Consider the following 25,177-nt stretch of genomic DNA (forward strand, 5'->3'; position numbering starts at 1 on the left):
ATCAAGATATTGACATGAGAAAAATATTCAGCATTCTTTGTGGCATATTACTTCCTCTATCCTCATTGGCTCAGACTACCGCTCCTGAGTGGCAAAGTCAATACAGCACAGGACTGAACAAGTTAGAACCACACGCTTATGTGATACCTTACTCATCTGTTGCAGCATTGCAGCAACCTGGTGGTTACGAACATTCCACCTACTATATGTCGCTCAACGGAAAGTGGAAGTTCCATTGGAATAGAAACCCCGAGCTACGCCCAAAGAACTTTTATCAACCTGACTTTGCCGTACAGGGTTGGAATGACATCAATGTTCCAGGCAACTGGGAACGCCAAGGTTACGGATTACCAATATATGTCAATGAGACATACGAATTTGATGATAAGCTCTTCAACTTTAAGAAGAACCCTCCTTATGTACCATCTGCAGAGAATGAAGTAGGCGATTATCGTCGTACATTCACTATACCAGCAGCATGGAAGGGACGCCGTGTCGTTCTATGTTGCGAAGGCGTTAAATCATTCTTCTACCTATGGATCAATGGACAATATGTTGGTTACAACATGGGTGCGAAGATGCCTTCAGAATGGGATATAACCAAGTACCTTAATGACAAGGGAGATAATGTAATTGCGATGGAGGTTTATCGTTGGAGCTCTGGTTCCTACCTTGAATGCCAAGACTATTGGCGTATGAGTGGTATTGAACAGGATGTATATCTCTACTCCACACCCACGCAATACATTGCAGACTACAACACAACTGCTTCTGTTGACAAACAGACGGATGGTAGCTACAATGGTACTTTCAGTCTAACGACCAATATTAAAGGAACAGGAGCTGCTTCTGTCAATTACACCTTAACGGATGATAAAGGCAACAAAGTGCTCTCCGAAGATAAGACTGTAAACCCGAAAGATGCCGATGCCATCGTTACCTTCACCACAAAGAATGTACAGAATGTAGCTGCATGGAGTGCTGAGCACCCTAATCTCTACACGTTACTTATCACCTTAAAGGATAAAGATGGTAATGTAACAGAGCAAACTGGTAGCAAGATAGGATTTAGGACTATCGAGATAAAAAACAAGCAACTCTGCGTCAACGGCACACCTATTCTCGTCAAGGGAGTCAATCGTCACGAACATTCAGAACGTGGTCGCACCGTCAGCAAGGAGCTTATGGAGCAGGATATCCGTATGATGAAACAGAACAACATCAACTTTACTCGTTGCTCTCATTACGTCAACGACCCTTATTGGTATCAGCTTTGTGACAAATACGGATTGTACGTTATCGATGAAGCAAACATCGAGTCACATGGTATGGGATATGGCAAAGAGTCATTAGCAAAGGATAGTACATGGCTCAAGGCACACATGGATAGAACCCGCCGGATGTATGAGCGTTCTAAAAACCACCCAAGTATCATCATCTGGTCATTAGGTAATGAGGCTGGTAATGGCACTAACTTCGAGCACACATATCGCTGGCTTAAGAATGCAGATAAGACTCGCTTGATACAATACGAGCGTGCGGAAGAAAACTTCAACACGGACATCTATTGCCCAATGTATCGTTCACTCGATCACATGAAGGCATACGCAAAGCGCACTGACACAACTCGCCCTTACATCATGTGCGAGTATCTTCACGCTATGGGTAATAGTTGTGGTGGCATGAAGGACTACTGGGACTTGATTGAGAAAGAACCTATCTTGCAAGGTGGAAACATCTGGGACTGGGTTGATCAGTCGTTCCGTGAGATAGATAAGAATGGTAACTGGTATTGGAGCTATGGTGGTGATTATGGACCAAAGGATGTTCCTAGCTTCGGAAACTTCTGTACGAATGGTTTGATAGCTGCCGATCGCACGCCTCACCCACATCTTGCAGAGGTGAAGAAGATTTACCAGAACATTAAATCAGAGCTTGTATCAAACGATAAAGAAATAACGATTAAGGTAAAGAACTGGTTTGACTTCACCAATCTCAATGCTTACCAGCTTAACTGGCAGATTGTTGATGAGAACGGAAAGGTGCTCTCTAAGGGAACAAAGAACGTGGATTGCGCTCCTCATGAAACAACAACTATCACCTTCCCTGCTGCTAACTTGAAGGCAACAACTGAAGCCTTCCTTGATCTCGCATGGCAACCTGTCAATGACGGATTGGTTATCACCAAGAATGATGTTGTTGCTTACGATCAGTTCACACTGAAACAAGCAGCGAACTGCACCACCTATCTCCCTCGTGAGAAGCAACGCACAAGTTATAAGGTGGATGAGAAAACAGGCGAGTTAACCTCTTTGAAGAATGGTAACAAGGAATATCTTGCTACCCCACTCTGCCTTAGTCTTTATCGTCCGGCAACCGATAACGATGGACGTGACCAATTCGGACTTAGACTCTGGCGTGAGGCTGGACTTGATTCTATCACGCAGAAGGTAACGAAGATTACGCATAAAAAGGACGTAACGAGTGCAGAGACCGAGATTATCGGTAAGAAGGGTAACGTCATTGGAACAGCTCTCTTCACTTATCAACCACAAAAGAATGGTGCATTGGCAGTATCAGTAACCTTCAACCCAGACACTGCAATCATCAAATCGCTTGCTCGCATTGGACTTACCTTCCGCATGAATGACGACTTTGGAAAGGTTGAATACGTTGGTCGTGGTGATGTTGAGACTTACAGCGACCGCAAACAAACAGGATTGATTGGGCATTATAACACCACAGCAGAGGCTATGTTCCATTATTATGTGAAACCACAAGCAACGGGCAATCGCACTGATGTACGATGGGTGAAGTTCTCTGACACAAAGAACCAACTGATGGTTGCAGCGCAGCAACCCTTCCAGTTCTCTGTAATACCATTCTCTGATAGTGTTGTCGATCGTGCTACTCACATCAACCAACTCTATCGCGATGGTAAGGTAACAGTACACTTAGATGCACTGCAAAGCGGTGTTGGTACTGCAACTTGTGGTCCTGGTGTTGCCGAGCAATATCGTGTTCCAGTTAAGCGAACAACCTTCAGCTTCGTTCTCTATCCTTTCGCCAAATAGTGTAGACGATTAGAACGACATTAACAATCGCCCTATTCCTTTCCTCTTGCCGTGATTCGGAGGAAAAGAATAGGGCTTTTCAGTCCCCTAACATTCCTTACGAACGACTTTACTAAGCCCTCTTTTAAAAAGAGAGAATATACCGGAATGGATTACTAAGATACGTAAGGACAGACGAACAATAGTATCTATTCGCTCTCTCTTATTAGTCTCCTATCGGACTAATAATACTCTGATGACTGTTTGTATATAAGACCTATTGAATTGGACTAACCTGTCCAACAAATTGGACAAACGTGTCCAGCGAATTGGACTAACGTGTCCAACATTGTTATGAAAGGATAACTAAAGTCCTACCCAGCCTATCGAATGATAAGGATGCCTAAAGGAAGTCAGGTAGGATATAACAATTCGACCTCTATGATAGAACCTTTTGTAAAGGAGCAGGTGCATTACTCCATTTGAGGAGGGCGTTTCCTTGATATGAAAAGAGCCTCTCCTTGATGTGAGGAAAGGCTCTCTTATATACGGCTTTATAACCATCTGAAACACAGACAACCAACAGGTCGTTAGCTTCCGATAGTAAGCTCAATTAAAAACGTTCGTGTAATTCAATAGGAACCAAGCCACGATTCCTAATAAAACAAGGGTTATTGTTAATCGGAAAAGACAACTTGTTATCTTCTTAATCAATATTACACCAACGACTAAAGCCAATAACAAGCCTAAAAACTGTTCGAATTGTTCCATCTTACAACATCATAGATTCCTACTTAAACAAATGCCTGAAATTCATCGGGATAGGTGTCTCAAACTCCATGCGCTGATGTGTCATAGGATGGTAGAAACAAAGAACATAAGCATGCAAACATAGTCGGTGCAAAGGATCATCACCATTGCCATACTTGACATCGCCGCAGACTGGATGCCCCATATCGGCTGAATGCACACGTATCTGGTTCTTCCTTCCTGTTTCCAAACGATATTCAACAAGACTATGACGCACTGTTCTATCTAACACATGAAAGTGAGTAACGGCATACTTACCGCCATTATCCACTGGAGAACTATAGGTAACATAAGCCTTATTATCCTTCAACCAGTTGGCAATCGTCCCCTCATCGTTCTCCATCTCACCACTGACAACAGCCACATAGCGGCGGTCATAGACAATATTATGCCAATCTCTCTCCAAGAGCTGTTCGGTCTGCATATCCTTAGCATATATCATTAAGCCCGATGTGTCACGGTCTAAACGATGCACAACATGTGCTGCGCACTTCTGTCGAGACTTGTGGAAATAATCGTCCAACACGGCTTTCACATTTAGAGCAGAGTGACCAGCAGCCATTGAGAGGATACCTATGTTCTTCTCAATCACAACTAAGAAGCGATCCTCATAGACTATCTTCACGTAACGACTACGGAACAGATCGTTCTTCTTACTCGTACTTACTGAAACCTTGTCACCAGCTCTTAGCGGATAATCAAACTGCGTTACGCACTTGCTGTTAACCTTTATACCTCGGTTCTGCAACGTTGCTTTCACCTTACTCTTACTCTCGCTGAGATTAGCTAACAGCCATTCCAGCAATGGAGCATTATCTCTTACCTTATAATGCTTATACTTCTCTTGTGTATATGGGTTCTTTCTTATCATCAGGGTGCAAATGTACGAAGAATAAGTGATACATCTATTAAATCAGTAGAAGAAATTAGCTTCCATGCGAGATACAGTTATATCTGGTCTTATACCATATTCCCAATGCTTCTTCCAACACCTTAGAAGAAAGCAAGAGATTTGGGGAAATGGAATAAAAGTAGTACCTTTGCAGCCAAATTATCATACAATTAAGGTATTAGAAAAAGATGATTACACTTTCAAACCTTGCTATCCAATTCGGCAAGAGAGTTCTCTACAAAGACGTTAATCTAAAGTTTACACCAGGTAATATATATGGAGTTATCGGTGCTAATGGCGCAGGTAAGTCTACATTACTTCGTGCGATATCAGGCGATTTAGAGCCTAACAAGGGAACTATCGAGCTTGGTCCAGGCGAGAGATTGTCGGTATTGGAGCAGGATCACTTTAAATATGACGAGTACAAAGTGATGGATACTGTCCTCATGGGACACGATAGTCTTTGGCAGAATATGAAGGAGCGTGAGGCGCTATATGCCAAGCCTGAGATGACAGAAGAGGATGGTAACCGCGCTGCCGACCTAGAGTTAAAGTTCGCAGAGATGAATGGCTGGGAGGCAGAAAGCAATGCCGCACAACTTCTTCAGAACCTCGGTATTAAAGAGGATCTACATGAGAAGCAGATGTCGGAGCTATCAAATACAGAGAAGGTGCGCGTTATGTTGGCGAAAGCATTGTTTGGTAAGCCAGAGAACTTACTACTTGATGAGCCTACTAATGACCTTGACCTTGATACCGTGGAATGGCTTGAGGACTATCTAAGTGAGATTGACGAGCATCAGACAGTGTTAGTTGTTTCACACGACCGTCACTTCTTGGATACCGTTAGTACACAAACGATTGATATCGACTTCGGCAAAGTTACAGTCTTTGCTGGTAACTATTCGTTCTGGTATGAAAGCTCACAACTTGCGTTGAGACAAGCTCAGAACCAGAAAATGAAGGCTGAAGAGAAGAAGAAACAACTTGAGGAATTTATCCGCCGGTTCTCTGCTAACGTTGCAAAGAGTAAGCAAACTACATCTCGAAAGAAGATGTTGGAACGTCTAAACGTTGAAGAGATCCGCCCTTCAAGTCGTAAGTATCCAGGCATTATATTCAGTATGGAACGTGAACCGGGTAACCAGATTCTAGAGGTACAAGACCTTAAAGCAGTTGATCCAGATGGCACTGTATTGTTCGATCACGTAAACTTCAACATAGAAAAGGGGCAGAAGGTCGTATTCTTGTCACGCAATCCAAAAGCAATGACAGCCCTCTTTGAGATTATTAATGGTAATCGAAAAGCAGACGAAGGAACGTACAACTGGGGTGTTACTATTACAACAGCTTATCTCCCACTAGACAATACTGAGTTCTTCAATTGTGACCTAAATCTGGTCGACTGGCTATCTCAGTACGGTCCAGGTAATGAAGTCGCTATGAAGGGATTCTTAGGTAGAATGTTGTTCAAACAAGAAGAGGTTGAGAAGAAGGTAAACGTCCTCTCGGGTGGAGAAAAGATGCGTTGTATGATTGCCCGTATGCAATTACAGAATGCAAACTGCCTCATCCTTGATACGCCAACGAACCACCTTGACCTCGAAAGTATCCAAGCATTCAACAATAACTTGGTTAGTTTCAAGGGTAATATTTTGTTTAGTTCACATGACCACGAGTTCATCAACACTGTTGCTGATCGTATCATCGAGTTGACACCAAGTGGTACTATCGATAAGTTAACCACTTACGACGACTATATCCATGATGAGCAAATCAAGGAACAGAGGGCTGGTATGTACTAAAGGTATCCAACATGGCATACAATTTGTAGGTGTCTACCACGATTAATAGTACTTTAATATGAGCAAGAAAGAAAAGAAAATAAACATAGAAGGCGAAGAGTTGGAAAAGAACTATGATGAGTCTACTATGAACGAAGAGAATACACAAACTGAAGATAACAATGAAACGGAATCTTCAGAGGAATCTTCTTCAGAAGAAAAGACTGATCCTATAGCAGCTGCACAGAGTGAGGCTGAAGCATGGAAGGACAAGTATATTCGTTTAGTAGCCGAGTTTGACAACTATAAGAAGCGTACCTTAAAAGAGAAGTCAGAGCTAATCTTAAATGGAAGTGAGAAGACTATCTCCTCTATCCTACCTATTTTAGACGACTTTGAACGTGCTCTTTCTGACAAGACAGAAGACCCAGTAGCCATCAAAGAGGGCTTTGAACTCATCTTCAAAAAGTTCCTCAAGACACTGGAGACACTGGGAGTAAAGAAGATTGAAACGAACGATACGGACTTTGATGTTGATTACCACGAAGCTATTGCCATGGTTCCTGGTATGGGAGATGCCATGAAAGGAAAGGTAATAGACTGCGTTCAAACAGGATATACATTGAACGATAAGGTTATCCGACACGCTAAGGTTGCAGTAGGACAATAAACAAGATGGCTAAAAGAGATTACTATGAAGTACTCGAAGTAAGCAGGAGTGCTTCTGTAGATGAGATTAAGAAGGCTTACAGGAAACTAGCTATTAAGTATCACCCTGACCGCAATCCAGGTGATGCCGAGGCGGAAGCCAAGTTCAAAGAGGCTGCGGAAGCATACGATGTATTGCATGATCCGCAGAAACGCCAGCAGTATGATCAATTCGGATTTGATGCTCCAGGCGGTGGATTCGGTGGTGGCAACCCATTCGGTGGAGCGGGTGGATTCTCTATGGATGATATCTTCTCCATGTTTGGAGATGTATTCGGTGGTCACGGCGGAGGCTTTGGCGGATTTGGTGGCGGTGGTCAACAGGCACCTAAATATCGTGGTTCTGACCTCCGACTGAAAGTTCGCTTATCCTTACAAGAGGTCGCTACAGGTGTTACCAAGAAGTTTAAAGTGCGCAAAGATGTCACCTGTGAGCATTGTCATGGTACAGGTGCAGAAGGTGGAAGTGGCACAGAGACTTGTCCAAACTGTCATGGTTCTGGTGTAGAAATACGTACTCAACAAAGTATGTTTGGTATGATTCAGACTCAAACAGCCTGTCACGTATGTGGTGGAGAGGGTACGATCATCAAGAACAAGTGTACTCATTGTCAAGGTGAAGGTGTCGTTAAAGGTGAAGAAGTTGTCGAAATCAATATCCCAGCAGGTGTTGCTGAAGGTATGGTGGTCAACGTTCCTGGCAAAGGAAATGCTGGGAAGCACAACGGAGTGACGGGTAATATACAAGTGTATATCGAAGAGGAACCTAACGATACATTCGTTCGTGACGGACAAAATGTTATCTATAACCTCCTACTCGACTTCCCAACGGCTGTCCTCGGAGGTCAAGTTGAGATTCCAACTATCGATGGAAGCAACGTAAAGATTAAGATTGAACCAGGCACACAACCGGGTAAGACACTTCGACTAAGGGGCAAGGGACTACCTGCCGTACAGGGTTATGGCACTGGAATTGGCGATCTTGTCGTACATATCAGTATCTATGTTCCAAAGGAGCTAACGAAGTCTGAGAAGAAAGCCATCGAGGAATTGCGTGACAGCGAGAACTTCCGTGGTGATAAGAATACGAAGCGTTCTATCTTTGAAAACTTCAAGAAATTGTTTAATTAACGCCTTAGATTCATTCTACAAGTCGACTAGCTGATTGTAAGATGAATGGTATTAGTCCCATTAGACTGTAACGGCTAATGGGACTAAATGTTATTATATCCATTGTCAAACACCCAAGATTACAAACATAACACACTACATGACTTACCAAGAAACAGTAGAATATCTATTCAATAGCACCCCTGTTTTTGAGCATATTGGTGCTTCCGCATACAAAGAGGGATTAGAAACGACACGCACTCTAGACGAGCACTTTGGTCATCCACACACCCACTTTCTCACCATTCACATCGCTGGAACGAATGGTAAGGGTTCGTGTTCTCACACCTTAGCAGCCATCTTACAGGCTGAAGGATATAAGGTTGGACTTTACACAAGTCCGCATCTTATTGACTTCCGGGAGCGTATCAAAGTAAATGGAAAGATGATTTCTGAACAAGAGGTAATCGATTTTGTTGAGCAAGAACGCAGTTTCTTTGAACCATTACATCCCTCTTTCTTCGAACTAACAACTGCTATGGCCTTCAAACACTTTGCTGACCAAAAGGTCGATATAGCAATTATTGAAGTGGGATTAGGTGGCAGGTTGGATTGCACGAACATTATAACTCCTATCCTTTCTATCATTACGAACATATCTCTTGACCATACTCAATTCCTCGGAAATACCCTTGGTGAGATTGCAGCAGAGAAGGCGGGGATCATAAAACAAGGTGTACCAGTAATCATCGGAGAGGCTGTGCCCGAGACGCAAAAGGTCTTTCTGGCTAAGGCACAGACGATGGATTCATTGATTGTATTCGCTGAAGACATCCCAGCAGTACTCTCTTCGCAGGCTTTACCAAGTGGGGGACGTGCATACGAAACCCGTTTCTTCGGTCATATTGAGGGTGAATTAGGAGGAAACTATCAAGAGAAGAATGCCAATACTGTACTTACTGCAGCCATGCACCTATATAATAAAGGTGTGATAAAGAATACTGAAAGTATAGAAAAAGGCTTTGCGAACGTTTGTGAGAAGACTGGGTTCATGGGTAGATGGCAGACAATTCAAAAACAACCATTAGTGATTTGTGACACAGGACACAATGCTGGCGGATGGAAATATCTGTCTCAACAAATCAAGCATACGCCTTGCAAACAAAGAAGAATCGTCTTTGGTATGGTGGATGATAAGGACTTACACTCTGTTATGGGTATGTTACCCGATGATGCCGTGTACTACTGGACACAACCAAGTACGCATCGTGCCTTCCCTGTACATAAGGTTTCCGAAACAGCTGATGCTTACAACTTACAAGGAAAACAATATCCAACAGTAATGGAAGCCTATCGCGCAGCTCTTGCTGATGCCGACAAAGATGACTTCATATTTGTTGGTGGGTCTAGTTATGTGGTTGCTGATCTGCTATCAGGAACCTAATTTAAAATTAGAAGTTTATAACTCAAAATTATGATAAGTTCTCTGTCATCATTCAACAGTCATCATTCAAAATTAAGGGAGTGCCTTTCTTGATACAAAGAGGGGCTTTCCTTGCTGTGAAGAAACGCCCTTCTTGAATGGAGAAGGGCGTTTCTTCATTTTGACCTATTTGTCTATTCTATAAGAACGAACTCTTCCTTGATTAGAAAAGACACCTATTCATTAAAAGAAAAACGTACTATAGTTATGCAAATTAAGCTACAACAGCAGAACAAGTAATGATTCGGAAGATGTGTGATTAATTGTTTTTAACACAATCGTAATTGTCTTTTCTTTAGGTTAAGTTTGTGACTTTCGTTTATTTTTATTTACTTTGCAACTCATTGAATTAGTAACTAAAAACAAACGTCATGGTAAATACCGCAGAGACACAATATGTGTGTGGACTGAAAAAAGAGGACTTCCAGACCACTATTGATGGAAAGAAAACAGACCTCTATATCCTTAAGAATGCAAAAGGAAACGAAGTGGCAATCACAAACTATGGTGGTGCTATTGTTGCAATAATGGTTCCCGACAGAAATGGAAACCTATCCAATGTCATTCAAGGGCATGATAACATTCAAGACGTTATCAATTCTCCCGAACCTTATCTATCAACTCTTATTGGACGATATGGCAATCGCATTGCAAAAGGAAGATTCCAACTCAATGGCAAGGAATATAAACTTGCCATTAACAATGGTCCTAACTCTCTGCATGGAGGCAAACAAGGATTCAATGCCAAAGTGTGGGATGCAACACAGGTAAACGAACACGCTGTTGTGTTAAAATACACATCCTCTTATGGAGAAGAGGGTTACACAGGTGAGGTTGAAGTGTGGGTTGCCTATTCATTTACAAACGATAACGAGCTAGTTATCAAATACCTCGCTAAGTCAAATAAGAAGACTATCATTAACCTTACTAGTCATGGATTCTTCTCTCTGGCTGGTATTGCTAACCCAACACCCACTATCAATGACCTAGAATGTCAAATTAATGCTGATTTCTACTTGCCTATTGACGAGACTTCTATACCAACAGGTGAGATAAGAAAGGTAGCAGATACGCCTTTTGACTTCCGTCAGATGAAACCCGTTGGACGAGATATTGATACTGACAACGAGCAGATTAAGAATGGAGCAGGTTATGATCATTGCTTCGTTCTGAATAAGAGGGAAGAGGGAGAACTATCGTTTGCTGCACGAATCAAAGAGCCTCATAGCGGTAGGACAATGGAGGTTTATACAACAGAACCAGGCGTTCAGGTGTACACAGATAACTGGGCAGATGGATACAAAGGACAACATGGAGCAACTTTCCCACGCCGTAGCGCTATCTGTTTCGAGGCTCAACACTTCCCAGATAGCCCTAACCATCCTTACTTTCCATCGGTCATCTTGGAGCCATGTAAGGATTACACGCAGAAGACAATCTATAAGTTTGGAGTGGAGGAATAACTATCTTATGAACTAATAAACAAAGAAATAAACTAGAAACAATGGAAAATCAAACAAAGAAGAAAGGAACTCTAGTGGCAATCATCACTATGATGTTCCTGTTCGCAATGATCTCTTTCGTCACCAACATGGCGGCACCTTTTGGCACAATCTGGAAACAACACTATGATTGGGCAGGTATGATGGGCAACATGATGAACTTTGCTGCATACCTATTCATGGGCATCCCTGCTGGTATGATGATTACTAAATATGGATACAAGAAGACAGCTCTTGTTGCCTTAGCATTGGGCTTTGTAGGTATTGGGGTACAATACGTTTCAAGTACAATGGATGGTAATGCTATCAGCACATACGTCGTTTACTTACTTGGAGCATTCATTTGCGGATTCTGTGTATGTATTCTTAATACTGTTGTCAATCCAATGCTTAACCTGCTCGGAGGCGGTGGTAACCGTGGTAACCAGCTCATTCAAACCGGTGGATCATTGAACTCTCTCGCAGCAACATTAACTCCTATGCTTGCAGGTTCAATGATTGGTGAGATCACGAAAGACACTTCTTTGAAAGCTGTAACACCATTGCTACTCATTGCATTGGTTATCTTTGCAGCTTCGTTTGTTATCGTTTGGTTCACCCAACTGACTGAACCTGAGACAGAGAAGTCGGACGTCATCGGTGGAGTCAAAGGTGCTTTAGCTTATCGCCAGCTTGTTTTAGGTATCATTGCCATCTTCTTCTATGTTGGTGTAGAGGTGGGTATCCCTGGACAACTCTTATTCTATCTGAGTGAGCCAGTATCTGAAGGTGGTGTACTCGGTAGTGCAGCTATTGCTGGACTAATCGCTGGTATCTACTGGTTATTGATGCTTGTTGGTCGCTTTGTAAGTGCTTTCATCAGCGGTAAAGTTTCTTCTCGCACACAGTTAACAGTAACATCAGTAGTGGCAATTGCCCTCCTTTTAATTGCAATCTTCACACCAGAAGCTAGCAAGATGAACCTTACAGTACCTAACCTTGCCGAGAGCACATTGATACATGCAGAAGTTCCAACAAAGGTATTGTTCATCATCTTATGTGGTATTTGTACATCTGTTATGTGGGGCGTAATATTCAACCTCGCAACAGAGGGACTTGGGAAATACACTGCCACAGCCTCTGGTTTATTCATGACCATGGTTGTCGGTGGTGGTGTTATGCCATTAATTCAGAATCTCATGGCAACTAAGATTGGTGATATTCAGAGCTATTGGCTAATCGTTGCAATGTTAGCTTATATCCTCTTCTTCGCTTTGATTGGCTCACGCCCAGCAAAGAAAGCATGACAAGAAAGCTCTTTTTAATAGCAGATAATTTCTTTTGAATTGTCTGCTATTAGAACATAAATGTAAGATAAAAACCCTAACAATCATTTTAAAATATACTAACTAACATGGACATAGAATTTGTAAGAAGCCGTTTCATTAAACATTTTGACGGCAAGACTGGTAATATTTATTTCTCACCAGGACGTATTAATCTCATTGGTGAACATACAGATTATAATGGAGGTTTCGTATTCCCTGGTGCCGTAGATAAGGGTATCATGGCAGAAGTGAGACCTAACGGAACAGATACTGTAATGTGTTACTCTATCGACTTGAAAGACCGAGTTGAATTTAAGGTAGGCGATCCAGCAGGTCCACGCGCTACATGGGCACGATTCATCTATGGTATGGTTCAGGAGTTTAAAGCACTTGGTGTTGATGTAAAAGGATTTAATATTGCCTTTGCTGGTGATGTTCCTCTCGGTGCTGGTATGAGTTCTTCTGCTGCTATGGAAAGTTGTTTTGGCTGTGCCCTGAATGATTTATTTGCAGACAACAAGGTTTCTAAATGGGATATTGCATTGGCAGGTCAGGCTACAGAACATAAATATATCGGTGTTAATTGTGGTATTATGGATCAATTTGCAAGCGTCTTTGGCAAAGAAGGAAAGCTCATGCGCCTAGATTGTAGGAGTCGTGAATTTGAGTACTTCCCATTTGATCCACAAGGTTACAAGTTGGTTCTTGTAAACTCAAAGGTTAAACATGAGTTGGCAGGAAGCCCTTACAACGACCGTCGTAAGAGTTGTGAGAATGTTGTCGCAGCACTTGGTAAGCACTTCCCTGATAAGAAGTTCGAGACATTGCGAGATGCTAATTGGGAAGAACTAGAGGCTGTAAAAGCAGAAGTTAGTGCTGAGGATTATCAGCGCGCACATTTCGTACTGGGCGAGAAAGATCGTGTACTTGCTGTTTGCGATGCTCTTGTTGCTGGTGACTATGAGACAGTTGGACAGAAGATGTACGAGACGCACTATGGTCTAAGCAAGGAGTATGAGGTTAGCTGTGAGGAACTTGATTATCTCAATGATGTTGCTAAAGAGAATGGTGTTACTGGTTCTCGTATTATGGGAGGCGGTTTCGGTGGTTGTACTATTAACCTCGTAAAAGACGACTTGTACGAGGCATTCATTGAGAATGTAACCGAGAAGTTCAATGCTAAATATGGACACAAACCAGAGATCTACCCTGTAATCATCAGTGAAGGCTCTCATAAGGTTTGTTAAGTCTGATAGTTATAATTGAAAAAGTATAAGCCATAAGCTCATAAAGACTTATGGCTTTTTCCTTTGCGAAAGTCAAAATAAACGGATAAAAACGTGATTATAATAATAAAAAATAGTAATTTTACATCTCTATTATAAATGTCTACAACATGAACGAATATTACCAAGGAGAACCAAAACTATTAGTCTCGGTGGATTGTATCGTCCTGGGATTTGAGAACAAGAAGCTGAGACTACTTGTCGGTAAGCGCAAAGTGGAACCAGAAAGTGGCAGATTATCTCTGTATGGAGGCTTTGTAAGAGAAGACGAGAGTTTGAAAGAAGCTGCTAATCGTGTATTATTTCAATGCACAGGTATTAAGAATCCCTACATGAGACAAGTAGGTGCTTTTGGTGAAATAGACCGTGATCCAGGTGATCGAGTTATCTCCATCGCTTATTGTGCATTAATCAATGCACCAGATTATGACCATCAAGCCATGGAGAAAAATGACCTGCAATGGCTTGAATTAGACCATCTAGAAGATCTATATGGCGATCACCAAAAGATGGTGCAACTAGCTTTGGAACAGTTACGGAAACTCCTCAATAATACTCCTATCAGCTTTTCTCTATTGCCCAAATTATTTACCTTGACGCAATTACAGAATGTCCATGAAGCCATTTTAGGGGCAGAGATTGATAAACGAAACTTTCGGAAACGTATTAAACAAGTTGACTTTATAGAACAAACAAACCTTATTGACAAGATTACAAGTAAAAGAGGAGCTATCTTGTACCGCTTTAACAAGCAAGCATATAAGGATTGTTCTGTCTATAAGTTATAAGATTGTGATGCAGCCAAAGGCTTTTTAGGATCATAAAAGACCTTTGGCTGCATCTGAAAACATTTTTATAAAAATGTAAGTTTAATATTTTGAGGTCTCCACATTTATCTCTATATTTGCATTATCAAATTTAAATCCAATCTATATGAATGACAAGGAACTGATGAACCGCGCAGCGGACAACATTAGAATTCTAGCAGTGTCAATGGTAGAGAAAGCCAAGTCTGGGCATCCAGGAGGTGCTATGGGCGGTGCCGACTTTATCAACGTTCTTTTCTCCGAGTTTCTCGTTTATGACCCAGATCAGCCAGAATGGACTGGACGCGATCGCTTTTACCTCGATCCTGGTCACATGTCTCCTATGCTCTATGCAGCGCTAACACTTCAAAGGAAGTTCACAATTGATGACATCAAACAATTCCGTCAATGGGGATCTATCACCCCAGGACACCCTGAGCGTGACTTAGCACACGGCATAGAGAACTCTTCTGGTCCATTAGGACAAGGACATGCCTATGCTGCAGGTGCTGCTATAGCAGAGAAGTTCCTTGAGGCTCGACTTGGTCACACTATGATGCAACACAAAATATATGCTTACATCTCTGATGGCGGAGTACAAGAAGGCATCAGTAGTGAAGTCGGAAGATTGGCAGGAACCCTAGGTCTTAATAACCTCATCATGTTTTATGACGCTAATGACATCCAGCTTTCAACTGAGTGCGGAGCAGTTATGTGTGAAGATACAGCTATGAGGTATCAGGCATGGGGATGGAACGTCTTAAAGATTGATGGTAATGATCCTGATGCTATCCGTGCGGCTCTTAATGCCGCAAATAAGGAAGAGCAACGCCCTACCCTCATTATTGGTAAAACTGTAATGGGTAAAGGTGCTTTGCAAGCTGACGGCAGTAGCTACGAGCATAACATAAAGACTCATGGTGCCCCACTCGGTGGCGAGGCTTATACTAACACGATAAAGAACCTTGGTGGAGACCTCAATGATCCATTCAAGATATTCCCAGAAGTACAGAAGCTATACGATGATCGCAATGCTGAACTAAGACAGATTGTTGCTGAGCGACATGCTACAGAGGATGCGTGGAAGAAGCAGAATCCATCAAAGGCAGAGCAGATGCAACAATGGTTCTCAGGTAAGGCTCCTAAAATAGATTGGAGTGGTTTAGTTCAAAAACGTGATATTCCAACACGTAATGGTTCAGCAGCTTGTCTCGGTGTACTTGCAGAACAAGTGCCTAATATGATTGTATCATCAGCCGACCTCAGTAATTCTGATAAGACCGATGGTTTCCTCAAAAAGACACATTCATTTACTCGTGGCGATTTCAGTGGTGCTTTCTTCCAAGCTGGCGTTAGTGAGCTAGCAATGGCATGTATGTGTATCGGTATGATGCTACATGGCGGTGTTATCACTGCAATGGGTACATTCTTTGTATTCTCAGACTACATGAAGCCTGCTATTCGTATGGCGGCACTTATGCAAGTACCAGTAAAATTCGTATGGAGTCACGATGCTTTCCGCGTTGGTGAAGATGGTCCTACGCATGAGCCAGTAGAGCAGGAGGCACAGATCAGATTAATGGAAAAGCTACAAAACCATGCTGGTCAAGACTCTGTACGCGTACTTCGTCCAGCAGATAGCAATGCAGCAACCATTTGTTGGCAGATGGCAATGGAGAATATGGATACCCCTACAGCACTTATCTTCTCACGTCAGAACGTGAAGAGCTTACCAGAAGGAACTAATTATGAGGGAACTCGTAAGGGTGCATACATAGTCAAAGGATCGGACGAAGACTACGATGTTATCCTCGCAGCAAGTGGTTCGGAAGTATCTACCTGTGTTGATGGAGCAGAATTACTACGCAAAGATGGCATAAAAGTTCGTGTGGTCAGTGCTCCTTCAGAAGGACTTTTCCGCCGTCAAAGCAAAGAGTATCAAGAAGAAATTTTACCAAAAAATGCTAAGATATTCGGTCTCACAGCAGGTTTACCTGTCACCCTTGAAGGACTCGTTGGAACGAATGGTAAGGTCTTCGGACTCAATAGCTTTGGATTCTCAGCACCCTATAAAGTACTTGATGAGAAACTCGGTTTCACACCAGAGAATCTATACAAACAAGTCAAAGAATATCTAGCACAATAGTTTAACTTGAACCACCTGCCCCCAAGACAGGCTGGTTCGCAAAACCTAAACAGCTTATGGAAATAAAGACAGTAGGAGTAGCTTGCGATCACGCAGGTTTTCCATTGAAGCAATTTGTTATCCAGTATCTGGAACAACACAAGTATGCATATAAGGACTTTGGTTGTAATAGCGATTTAAGCTGTGATTATCCAGACTATGCTCATCCATTAGCAGAAGCTATAGAAAGTGGTGAGGTCTATCCTGGTATTGCCATCTGCGGTAGTGGTGAAGGCATGGCAATGACGCTAAACAAGCATCAAGGTGTACGTGCAGGATTAGTTTGGAATAAAGATGTGGCAGAATTAACTCGCCAACATAACGACGCAAATGCGATTGTTCTCCCTGGTCGTTTCATTGATAACAAGACGGCAGAGAAGATCCTTGATGAGTTCTTCAAGGCTAGCTTTGAAGGTGGTAGACATGAACGCCGTGTGAAGAAGATTCCTGTTCAAGAAGGTTAAAAAGAACAGAAACATATCTTTAAAATTTCAAGAGGAATATATAATTATAATAGTAATAAGCCCTTCTTGTTAAAGTAGACTAGTAGCAAATTAAAGAAAGAAATACTAGTCTTTTAAAAAAGAAAAGATATAATAGGCTATAAAAAGGTGTTCAAAACAATTTTGAACACCTTTTCCATATATCAAATAATTACTTCTCGTCTTTTTCAACAGGGAGTGTTTCTTCTTCTGGTAAGTGGAAACGATAACTGCGATTAAACACTTCTCCCACCTTATTAATCTCTAAGAAGGTTGTTCCGCTACCTCCGAAAGAGCCTGAAAGATAAGCAATATTATCTTCCAAATCGATGTAACCCTTTTGACGTAACATTCTCAAAGCAGCTGTAAACATCTCTTGGCTAGACTTGTGTTGCTGTTGGTAGATGGCAATAACACCATAGCTAAGGTTCAACCAACGCTGTACCTTCTCCTTATAACAGATAGCCAATACAGGGTTAGGACCACGGAAAGCAGCAAGATTACGAGCTGTTAAACCGGTCTCACTATCGGTTACGATACCTTTCACGCCCAACTGTTCCGTTGCCTCAATAGCACTTCTTGACAAGAACTCACGCTGGTCATTAAGGTTTGTCATCGGTACGTTGATATGCCCACGCTTGTGTGCATCAACCTCCGCAGCCTCTGCTATACGTGCCATTGTCTGTACCGCCTCAACAGGATATTTACCGCTTGCTGTCTCACCACTCAACATCAAAGCATCTGTGTGACTATAGATTGCATTCGCAATATCTGTTACCTCGGCACGAGTAGGACGAGGGTTATTAATCATGGTGTGAAGCATCTGAGTAGCCACTATCACAGGCTTCTTCTTCAAGATACACTTGTTGATGATACTACGCTGAATGCCTGGAATCAACTCAATAGGCACCTCAATCCCCAAGTCACCACGCGCAATCATGATACCATAAGAGGCATCAATGATTTCATCTATATTATCAACGCCCTCTTGATTCTCTATCTTTGAGATGATTTTAATATCCGAGTTATGCTCATCAAGTATCTTTTGAACCTCCAAGACATCAGCTGCAGAGCGAACAAAAGAGTGTGCAATAAAGTCGATATCTTCATCTATTGCTAACAGGATATTACGCTTATCTTTCTCTGTCAAAGCTGGTAGTTCGATATGCTCTCCAGGTACATTTACACTCTTATGTGAGCCTAAATCGCCTTCATTCTGAACCTGTGCAACTAACATTGGGCCAGCACTCTCAACAATCAGCATATCCAATGCTCCATCGTCAAAAAGCACATGATCGCCCACCTTTACGTCGCGAGCAAAGTCTGGATAAGATACGTTTATAATATCTTTTGTTGTATCAATATCTGGGCGACCAAAGATCTTTACCATATCCCCCGCCTTATAATGAATAGGATTATCTGTGCCCGTTGTTCTTACTTCTGGACCTTTTGTATCTATCAACAGAGCAAGGTGTGGAGACACAGCACGCGTATTGCGGATAATCTCACGAATACCATCAGGAGTGGCATGAGCCGTATTCATACGTACAACATTCATACCCGCAAAGAAAAGCTTCCTAAGGAAATCGACATCACAACGTCGGTCGCTAATTGAACATACTATCTTTGTTTGTTTCATAACTTGAGTATTATTATTTAATTCGACATCGCTGAAAATATAATATATAAGAGTGAAGATAAGGCAAGAATAGCAACAAACACAATCGTAAACACGATGATTGTCATCTTCCCCACTCCACTTATAAACTTGCCGTGTTTCGTTTGAGTAGTTGCCTTGTTATAGCCATTACCCATAGTAATAGGTGGCTGCTTGTCTACAACTTGTTCTCTGGATATATTTTGAGAAGACTGCTCTTCGCTTGGAGTAGCAACCATCATGCTTTCACCGCAATAAGGACAATTACATCGCAAAGTCTTTCCTCCCTCCGATGTTATCACAAAAGAACGATGACAATGCTTACAAACAATTTGAAACTGCATTCTTTGAGAACCTCCTTTCTTTCGTTTTATCTGATGTCATCAATAAGTACATGTCCATCTGATACTTTAACTTTTATCTTCCTGAATACCGTTACACCATGTTCTGATAGGCGTACTTTATACCAATTATCATCCAATGGTGTAACCTGTAAATTGCGCCTCATCTCATCAAAGTCGTCCCCACTACTAGGATCCCCAAAAGCTGCCCACCATTCATTCCAGACATCTTCATCCTCACCAAAAGGATCTACGCCGAATATCATTTGCCGACAATATGGGGTCAGGTAACGTACATAATAGCTTGGATCACCTGATGTAAAGACCGCCTTCCGATAGAATGAATCCAAAAAGCGGCACACCGACTTTTGTTCATTCGTCTTGCGCTGTGCTGCTGCTTCCTGCATCTGCAGTTTAGCGCGAACTTGCAAAACAGAGTCTGCATGAGCTTTACGTTGTGCTGCCAAAAGCTCTCTTTCACTCTCTTGATGCTGTTGCCATTGAATAAAAACAAATACGGACAAACCACCAAGAAGTAGAACAATGAGAATGCTCAATAGTATTTTCGTTGAGGCACTAGCTCCTTCGTTCTTTTGCACATCATAGAGAGTTGGCTGTACAGAGGGGGTAACGGGTTGAGCAACAGTGGGCAAATTAACAAGTAACGACTGCCCACAATAAGGACAAGTACAATGTATTCTATCACTTCCTTCACTGTTAATAGTGAATGGACGATGGCACTTATTACAAGTTACTTGATACTGCATCAGCTCATTTTTCTGCAAAATTAAATATTTTATTCCGTACTTGGAAATGTTTTAACCAATAATATAGCCAACAGATATGGGAGATAAACGAAGATTATATCCGATTAGCTTAACAGGTTTGCCCAGTTTTCTCACCTGTTTGCGAATCGTTTTCCACCTGTTCCAACATTATTTATCACCTGCTCTCCATTTCTTTCTAACGTGTTGCGCATCATTTACACACGCACATAAAGTTAGTTTCATCGTGATGAGACACAAGTTTCATCGTGAAGATACACTGGTTTCATCATGATGAGACACTAGTTTCATCACGATGAGACAAGTAAAAGGTACGGATGAGAAAGACGCAAGAAGCGTGAGAAAGGAATGGGGAACGGGTGATAAAGAATGCGGAAACCTATTGGACAAAGAGTGCGAACAGGGTTAATTTAAATTGTAATAGGTGGAATTATATTAGGTATAAATACTTAAGGCACTTCAAAAAGATAAGAATTATTTTTCAAAAGGTAAGAAACCTTCTACCCATATTGGGAGTTTCTCCTCAACAATTTCATCATTCGTTGGGGAAGAAACAGATAGACCCATTAAACGAATGGGGCGAGTTTCATATTCCGTTTCTCTGAGTAATTGTTTTGCAAGTGGGAGTATATCTTCTTTTGTTCGTAATATTTTCTCTTGTGTCAAGCTACGTGTTATCTGAGTCGTTGCATCCCACTTTAACTTCAAAGTGAGCGTTCGACCCTCAAACTTACTCCTGCTCAATCGCTCAACTAGTTCTATTGTAATATGGTAAAGTTCGATGACAATTTTCGATTTAACATGTAAGTCCTCTAGAAATGTGCGTTCGCAACCGACTGATTTACGTTCCCGGCTAATGACTACAGGGCGTTCGTCGATTCCACGAGAGAAATCGTAATAAACTTTCCCCATCTTTCCAAAGACCTGAACAAGGTGGTTATAAGAGATTTTACGTAATTGTTCGCCCGTAAAGACTCCCATTTCGTGCATCTTAATAGCTGTTTTCGGACCTATACCCCACAACTTCTCGATAGGGAGACGAGCAATAAAGTTCATTGCTCGTTCGGGATGAACAATATAAATACCATTGGGTTTGCGCATGTCAGAAGCTATCTTTGCCAATAACTTGTTATAGCTAACTCCAGCAGAAGCCGTTAATGAAGTACGTTCAAATATTTTCTGCTTTATATCTTTTGCAATGTCTACAGCGAGTGCTATTCCTTTCTTATTCTCCGTCACGTCAAGAAAGGCTTCATCCAAAGAGATGGGTTCCACGAGATCGGTGTATTCATGGAAGACTTCATGGATTTGCCTCGAAACCTCCTTATATCTTTCAAAATGACATGGGACAATGATTAAATCAGGACAGCGACGCTTAGCTTGTGCGATGGACATAGCCGAATGAACGCCATAGGGACGAGCCTCATAACTAGCAGTAGAGACTACTCCACGTGGTCCATCATAACCAACAGCTATGGGCTTACCACGCAATTCGGGATTGTCTCTTTGTTCAACTGAAGCAAAGAAAGCATCCATGTCTATATGAATAATTTTACGCATTATTAACCCTGATTCATGCGCAAAGATACTGCTAAGTGTAGAAAGATGCACATTTCTAACCTATAAATAAATAAAAAAAGCTACCTTTGCAACGAAATAACAAAGACAACACTATAATAAATAAACCAAAGTTGAGTTATACTATACAAACGAGCCTAACACGAGACGAAATGGACATGTCAACTAATATTGATGCCATGGGGAAGCTACAACGCAGCCTCAAACGAGCATTTGATATTATATCATCGCTCATTGGTTTCATAATTTGTTCTCCATTATTCATTGTTGTTATTCTCTTACTAACATATCAAAACAATGGTTCGGTATTCTTTCGACAAGTCAGAATAGGATACAAAGGGCAACCTTTCATTATCTATAAGTTCCGCACAATGAGTAGTGTTGTGGAAGAAGAAGGACCTCAACTTATTGCAAACAGTGATGGTGCAAATTCTACACGACTAGAGTTGTTCCTCCGAAATCATCACTTGGATGAGTTGCCACAACTATGGAATGTTCTTCGTGGAGACATGTCTTTCGTTGGTCCGAGACCGGAACGTCAGTTCTTTATCAATAAGATACAGGAACATACAGACCGCTATAACCTGATTTATCAGATGAAACCGGGATTGACATCAGAGGCTACACTTTATAATGGATATACTGACACAATGGAGAAAATGCTACGACGTATGGAGATGGATATCCATTATTTGGAACATCGGTCATTGTGGTTAGACTTTATCATTGTTATTAAAACTATTCTTAATATTATCACTGGCAAGAAATTCTAACAAAAGAAATGAAGAAATATATTCTATTCGTATTACTCTCAATATGCTCGCTAAGCGGCTTTGCGCAGTCGTCTATGACGGACACACAGGTTCTGGAGTTTGTTCAGAAGGAGCATAAGCGTGGAACATCACAGGCACAGATTGTAACCAAACTGATGCAGAGCGGTGTTGATATATCACAGATTAGACGTGTGAGAGCCACATACGAAAAGATGCAAAAGGGCAATGCTGCTTTCGGAGCTGCGCCAGAAAGCAATACTGGCGATCGTAGTCGTAGTAATAACGGACAGAAGCGTCCGGGGCAGAACAAACGTCAGATTGCAGAGAACACACTCGAAGATTATAATGATAACGAGCAAAAGATGAGCCAGTACTCTGATGGTCGAATATCAAACAATCAGACGTGGCAACATACGTATGATGAGAATGATGGTGACTATTTGAAGATGCAATCGGAAATGAATGATTGGATGCCTCAAGACACAGCAATGATGTATGAGAATCTTTTGAAGCAATTAAGTCGTAATCGAAAGAAGGTTTGGGGGCGCGATATCTTTAATAATAAGAGTCTATCATTCGAACCGAATATGAACATGGCATTACCTCGTAACTATCGAATTGGACCTGGCGATGCTGTATTCATTGATGTTTATGGAGCCTCTCAGAAGTCGTATCAAACAACAGTAGCCCCTGATGGTATCATCACGTTAGATGGTTTTGGGCCTATTCAAGTAAGCGGACTGACTGTTGCACAGGCTAATAATCGTATTAAGCAGAAACTCGGGAAGAGATATAGTAGTTCTAGTATCCGTCTCTCTGTCGGTCAGACACATACCATAATGGTAAACGTTGTTGGAGAAGTAAAGACCCCAGGAACTTATACACTCTCTGCCTTTGCCACCGTATTCAACGCTTTGTATATGGCTGGTGGTATTGGTGAACTCGGTACATTACGTAATATTAAGGTATATCGAAATGGGACACTCATCAGTACTGTGGATGTTTATGACTTCTTGCGTCGTGGTCATTTAAGTGGAAATGTACGTTTAGCTGATAACGATGTGATTGTTGTTGGTCCTTACGAAATGCTTGCTCAGGTTAGTGGAAAGGTGAAACGTCCAATGTTCTATGAAATGAAACGTGGCGAGAGCCTCGGAACTTTGATTAGTTATGCTGGTGGTTTCGCTGGCGATGCTTATACTCGTTCGGTTAGAGTACGCCGTAAAACAGGTCGGCAATATTCTATCTTTAACGTTAACGAGTTTGACATGCGTAGTTTCCGAGTGGCTGATGAAGACTCTGTCAGCGTTGATTCGGTTATACCTCGTTATGAGAATATGGTTGAGGTAAAGGGAGCTGTGTTCCGTCCAGGCATGTATGAAGTGGGAGGACGTATCAATAGTATTCGAGAACTGGTTGAAGCTGCCGATGGACTAACCGAAGTTGCTTTCGCTCCTCATGCCGTATTACACAGGAAGAAAGCAGATCGCACCTTAGAGGTAATATCAGTTGATATTGATGGAATCCTTACTGGACGTGTTGCCGACATTCCTCTTCAAAATGAGGATGTGCTCTTTATTCCTACAAAAACAGAAGCACAAGAGCAGCGTACAATTACCATTCATGGCGAAGTACTCTATCCTGGCGTGTATACATACGCTGATAACGAATCGTTAGAAGACTTTATCTTGCAAGCTGGAGGACTGAAACAAACAGCTTCAACAGTAAGGGTGGATGTATCGCGACGCATTAATAATCCACAAGCACTTGCACCAGATTCTATTATTGCACGCACTTATTCCTTTGCTCTCCGTGATGGTTTTGTTATAGATGGTGCTCCAGGATTCGTATTAGAGCCTTTTGACGAGGTCTATGTTCGTAAGAGTCCAGGAACCACAACACAACAGAATGTTTCTGTTGAAGGGGAAGTTGTCTTTGCAGGAAAGTACACCCTCACCTCACGTAAGATGCGTTTAAGTGATGTCTTTAAAGCTGCTGGTGGTGGAACAGACCTTGCATATATCAAGGGGGCACGTCTAGAACGACGTCCGACACCTAGCGAACGAAGCAGAATGGAGGCTGCTTATAAGACTCAAATGGATCAACAAAGTAAAAACATGATGCAATTAGCTATAAGGACAAAGGACGCTTCCGTGTTGAAAGCGGCGCAAGAAAATACCAAGCAAGTTGAGGTTAAATTCCAAGTACCTGACACGTATCCTGTCGGAATAGAGCTTGATAAAGCTATTGCACACCCAGGTAGTGATGCAGACATTGTGCTAAGAGAAGGTGACAGACTTATCGTTCCCCAATACAATGGTACTGTTAAGATTAATGGTGCAGTTATGTATCCAAACTCTGTCGGTTATGTTGAAGGTAAGAGTGTCGCATATTATATTGATCAAGCAGGTGGCTTTGCCAGTGATGCCAAGAGGAATCAGACATACATTCTCTATATGAATGGCACCTTAGCAAAGGTTGGACACAACGCCAAAGTACGTCCTGGTTGCGAGATTATAGTCCCTACAAAGGTTCAAAGCAAAATGAGTTTGGCAGAGACTCTTAGTGTAGGTTCCAGTGCTGCTAGTATTGCAGCCGTTATCGCTACGATTGCGAATTTGGTGAAATAAAAATT

General features: G+C 41.9%; 18 protein-coding genes. 13 read left to right on the forward strand and 5 right to left on the reverse strand.

Annotated features, from left to right (window positions below; all coding sequences use genetic code 11):
• The first annotated feature begins 14 nt into the window (after positions 1 to 14).
• Entirely contained in the window at positions 15 to 3,074 is a 3,060-nt protein-coding gene (locus D464_RS0103855) for a glycoside hydrolase family 2 TIM barrel-domain containing protein (RefSeq protein WP_018910223.1), read from the forward strand.
• A gap of 769 nt (positions 3,075 to 3,843) precedes the next feature.
• On the opposite strand, the gene D464_RS0103865 is transcribed toward D464_RS0103855, so the two are convergent.
• Positions 3,844 to 4,734 carry an RluA family pseudouridine synthase gene (locus D464_RS0103865; RefSeq protein WP_018910225.1) on the reverse strand — a complete coding sequence of 297 codons (891 nt, stop codon included), beginning with the start codon at positions 4,732 to 4,734 and terminating at the stop codon, positions 3,844 to 3,846.
• A gap of 209 nt (positions 4,735 to 4,943) precedes the next feature.
• Between D464_RS0103865 and D464_RS0103870 the strand changes: the two genes are divergently transcribed.
• The 10 genes from D464_RS0103870 to D464_RS0103920 all read left to right on the forward strand — a co-directional run bounded on the left by D464_RS0103870 (position 4,944) and on the right by D464_RS0103920 (position 17,390).
• A complete protein-coding gene (locus tag D464_RS0103870) occupies positions 4,944 to 6,560 on the forward strand; it encodes an ABC-F family ATP-binding cassette domain-containing protein (RefSeq protein ID WP_018910226.1) in 1,617 nt (538 codons plus the stop codon).
• 58 nt (positions 6,561 to 6,618) lie between these two features.
• Complete coding sequence (locus tag D464_RS0103875; RefSeq protein ID WP_018910227.1) at positions 6,619 to 7,209, forward strand: nucleotide exchange factor GrpE; 591 nt, start codon at positions 6,619 to 6,621, stop codon at positions 7,207 to 7,209.
• 5 nt (positions 7,210 to 7,214) lie between these two features.
• Positions 7,215 to 8,378 (forward strand): molecular chaperone DnaJ, encoded by a 1,164-nt coding sequence (dnaJ, locus tag D464_RS0103880; RefSeq protein ID WP_018910228.1) that lies wholly within the window; start codon positions 7,215 to 7,217, stop codon positions 8,376 to 8,378.
• Positions 8,379 to 8,517: 139 nt separating this feature from the next.
• The gene (locus tag D464_RS0103885) at positions 8,518 to 9,801 is read left to right on the forward strand and encodes a bifunctional folylpolyglutamate synthase/dihydrofolate synthase (protein WP_018910229.1); all 1,284 of its coding nucleotides are present in this window, start codon (positions 8,518 to 8,520) and stop codon (positions 9,799 to 9,801) included.
• 410 nt (positions 9,802 to 10,211) lie between these two features.
• On the forward strand, positions 10,212 to 11,303 hold the full coding sequence (locus D464_RS0103895) for an aldose epimerase family protein (RefSeq protein WP_018910230.1): 1,092 nt from the start codon (positions 10,212 to 10,214) through the stop codon (positions 11,301 to 11,303).
• Positions 11,304 to 11,344: 41 nt separating this feature from the next.
• Positions 11,345 to 12,628 (forward strand): MFS transporter, encoded by a 1,284-nt coding sequence (locus D464_RS0103900; protein ID WP_018910231.1) that lies wholly within the window; start codon positions 11,345 to 11,347, stop codon positions 12,626 to 12,628.
• A gap of 107 nt (positions 12,629 to 12,735) precedes the next feature.
• Positions 12,736 to 13,896, forward strand: a complete 1,161-nt coding sequence (galK, locus tag D464_RS0103905; protein ID WP_018910232.1) for a galactokinase — start codon at positions 12,736 to 12,738, stop codon at positions 13,894 to 13,896.
• Positions 13,897 to 14,045: 149 nt separating this feature from the next.
• Positions 14,046 to 14,723: an NUDIX hydrolase gene (locus tag D464_RS0103910; protein ID WP_018910233.1), complete on the forward strand. Its 678-nt coding sequence runs from the start codon at positions 14,046 to 14,048 to the stop codon at positions 14,721 to 14,723.
• A gap of 145 nt (positions 14,724 to 14,868) precedes the next feature.
• Positions 14,869 to 16,887 (forward strand): transketolase family protein, encoded by a 2,019-nt coding sequence (locus D464_RS0103915; protein WP_018910234.1) that lies wholly within the window; start codon positions 14,869 to 14,871, stop codon positions 16,885 to 16,887.
• A 56-nt stretch (positions 16,888 to 16,943) separates the two neighbouring features.
• The gene (locus D464_RS0103920) at positions 16,944 to 17,390 is read left to right on the forward strand and encodes an RpiB/LacA/LacB family sugar-phosphate isomerase (RefSeq protein WP_004384390.1); all 447 of its coding nucleotides are present in this window, start codon (positions 16,944 to 16,946) and stop codon (positions 17,388 to 17,390) included.
• A gap of 190 nt (positions 17,391 to 17,580) precedes the next feature.
• Here the strand turns inward: D464_RS0103920 and pyk are convergent, their stop codons facing one another.
• The 4 genes from pyk to dinB form a co-directional block, all read right to left on the reverse strand.
• A complete protein-coding gene (gene pyk, locus D464_RS0103925; RefSeq protein WP_018910235.1) occupies positions 17,581 to 19,047 on the reverse strand; it encodes a pyruvate kinase in 1,467 nt (488 codons plus the stop codon).
• Between the two features lie 17 nt (positions 19,048 to 19,064).
• Complete coding sequence (locus tag D464_RS0103930) at positions 19,065 to 19,409, reverse strand: large-conductance mechanosensitive channel (RefSeq protein WP_036925121.1); 345 nt, start codon at positions 19,407 to 19,409, stop codon at positions 19,065 to 19,067.
• A 26-nt stretch (positions 19,410 to 19,435) separates the two neighbouring features.
• A complete protein-coding gene (locus D464_RS0103935) occupies positions 19,436 to 20,173 on the reverse strand; it encodes an FmdB family zinc ribbon protein (protein ID WP_018910237.1) in 738 nt (245 codons plus the stop codon).
• A 492-nt stretch (positions 20,174 to 20,665) separates the two neighbouring features.
• On the reverse strand, positions 20,666 to 21,751 hold the full coding sequence (gene dinB, locus D464_RS0103940; protein ID WP_018910238.1) for a DNA polymerase IV: 1,086 nt from the start codon (positions 21,749 to 21,751) through the stop codon (positions 20,666 to 20,668).
• A gap of 170 nt (positions 21,752 to 21,921) precedes the next feature.
• Between dinB and D464_RS0103945 the strand changes: the two genes are divergently transcribed.
• On the forward strand, positions 21,922 to 22,542 hold the full coding sequence (locus D464_RS0103945) for a sugar transferase (RefSeq protein WP_018910239.1): 621 nt from the start codon (positions 21,922 to 21,924) through the stop codon (positions 22,540 to 22,542).
• 8 nt (positions 22,543 to 22,550) lie between these two features.
• Positions 22,551 to 25,172 (forward strand): SLBB domain-containing protein, encoded by a 2,622-nt coding sequence (locus D464_RS0103950; protein WP_018910240.1) that lies wholly within the window; start codon positions 22,551 to 22,553, stop codon positions 25,170 to 25,172.
• The last annotated feature ends 5 nt before the right edge of the window (positions 25,173 to 25,177 follow it).

This window comes from Prevotella veroralis DSM 19559 = JCM 6290 (assembly GCF_000377625.1).
GTDB lineage: Bacteria > Bacteroidota > Bacteroidia > Bacteroidales > Bacteroidaceae > Prevotella > Prevotella veroralis.